The sequence below is a fragment of the Streptomyces sp. NPDC002573 genome, from assembly GCF_042889625.1.
Taxonomy (GTDB): domain Bacteria; phylum Actinomycetota; class Actinomycetes; order Streptomycetales; family Streptomycetaceae; genus Streptomyces; species Streptomyces gibsoniae.
Window position 1 is genome coordinate 1 of sequence record NZ_JBIARC010000239.1, and the last position, 2,037, is coordinate 2,037.

The window sequence follows — 2,037 nt, forward strand, 5'->3', positions numbered from 1 at the left end:
TGGCGGTCGCCGCGGCGCCAAGTCCGGACGCTCCTTCAGCAGGTCATCGGTCGTCGCATAGAGTGCTGTCGCGAGGGTGTCCAAGTTGTGCGTCAACGTTTACCGACGTGCGCGGGTTGCAAGTCCGTGTTCGAAGAACGTGATGTCGGCCTGGAAGGTGTAGGTCTGGGCGATCTGGGGGTGCTGTCCGGCATTCGGGCCGTACTTGCTCGTGGGGTTCTTGCGGGAGCGGGCCTTGACGCGGGGCGACGCCAGGCGGGCAGGAGGGCGTCCAGGGCGGCCCGGCCGATCGCGCCGAGGAGGTCGGTGCTGGCGGTGGGCAGGATGTTGCCGGCGGTGGTGACCTGGTCGGCAGCGGTCTGCAGGAGGACGGTGAAGCTGATCCGGTCCATGTCCAGGTACGGACGGGTGAAGGCCGCGTCGCCGGCGGCGCGGATGAGCGCCTGGTAGGTGGTCAGCAGGGCGTAGACCTCCTGATCGATGCCCGTCAGGCTGCGGGAGCGCAGGACCCGGCCGTCGAGCATGGTTGCCTTGATCGAAAAATACGTTGTCTCCGCCTGCCACCTCTCGTGGTAGAGCTTGATCAGTTCGCCTGCGGGGTGGTGGGCAGGGTCGAGCAGGCTGGTGAGCAGGCGCCACTGCTCGGTGCGGGTCGTGCCGTCGGCCAGGGTGACGGTGCCCTGGGCCTCGATGACCCGCACGGGGATCAGGGTGGGCAGGACGCCGTAGCCGAGCCTGGCCAGGTAGGAGCCGTCGGGCAGGTGCCCGGCAGGGGTGGGGACACGACGGGCCGAGGAACGTACCAGGAACTGGGCGCCGCCCGCCGCCACGTCACGCAGGAACTCCGCTGCGTCGAAGGCGGTGTCGGCCAGGAGGAGCATCGTCTCGTCCAGGACGCTCAGCAGGCGGTGTGCGTAGGGCAGTTCGCCTTCGCTCTCGGTCCCGAAAACGGCGGCGAGGACGGCGGGGGTGCCGCACTCCACCAGGACGGCCAGCCGCATCAGCGGGTAGCCGAACTCCAGCTTCTCACCCTCCCGCTTGGGGTAGTGCCAGGTGATCTGCTCATCGTCGGGAACGTGCAGCAAGGTGCCGTCGACGGCCACGGTGCGCAGTCCGCGGTAAAACGTGCCTGCCTGGCCGCGGTGGGCTACCGGTCCGGCCAACGTCTCAAACAGTCGCCACAGCGGGGCGGCTCCTATCCGCCGTCTCGCCCGCGACAGCGAGGACACCGCCGGGCGTACCAAGGGCAGCCCTTCCAGCCCGGCGGTCAGCTTGCCCCAGACCGTCCGGTAGGAGCCATGCTCGAACAGGGCCAGGGCGAGCACGAAGTAGACCACCACCCGGGACGGCAGCAGCCGCAGCCGCCGCTCACGTGCCGGTTTCCTCCAGCACCGCGTCCACCAACGCGAAGTCCACTATCTGGGTCAACTCACCCAAGTGCCCGGGCGCGTACACACCCCCGGCTGCCTCGATCGTCCGCGTGATGACAGAATTCTCCCGCAACGGGACTCCTGACCTTGATCGACTTTCTTCGCCGATCGTTGATCTACAGGTGTCCCGTTGCCTCGTTCAACCCCCTTGACGTGCCGCTACCCAGCCAAACGCAACGGTGTTGAGTTGTGCGTCACAACATGATCTTGGACGCCCTCGTTTTCGTCTCTTCAGGCACCCCTTGGAATAGATCATCTAGGGCAGCACCCTGCACAGTGCGTCCAGTGCGCCCGCCCACGCACTGTCCGAGGGCGCCGCGTAGTTGACCACCAGGGCGTCCCGCTCGGGCAACTGCCACCCGCAGTCCGCCACTTCATAGCCGAACTGCGTCAACCCTCTGACCGCCAGGCCTTGCCGGGCCGCAGCCTGGACCACCGAGCTCTCGGTGCCACGCGGGAGTTCAAGAACCGTCTGCAGTCCTGCAGCCATCCCGGTCACACGAATGCCAGGAGCCCTCCGGCGCAGGACCTCGACCAGCTGATCGCGGCGACGCCGGTAGCGCAGCCGCATCGAGCGCACATGACGGTCGTACGCACCCGAGGCGAT

At 67.6% G+C, this 2,037-nt stretch carries 3 protein-coding genes; all 3 read right to left on the minus strand.

Features of this window, described 5'->3' with window-relative positions; translation table 11 throughout:
- Positions 1 to 92 precede the first annotated feature (92 nt).
- Entirely contained in the window at positions 93 to 1,361 is a 1,269-nt protein-coding gene (locus ACFYX0_RS47595) for an IS4 family transposase (protein WP_388982045.1), read from the minus strand.
- 7 nt (positions 1,362 to 1,368) lie between these two features.
- Entirely contained in the window at positions 1,369 to 1,503 is a 135-nt protein-coding gene (locus ACFYX0_RS47600; protein WP_388982039.1) for a hypothetical protein, read from the minus strand.
- 183 nt (positions 1,504 to 1,686) lie between these two features.
- Positions 1,687 to 2,037 (minus strand): aminotransferase class I/II-fold pyridoxal phosphate-dependent enzyme (locus ACFYX0_RS47605; protein ID WP_388982042.1); only part of this gene is annotated, 351 nt, incomplete at its 5' end.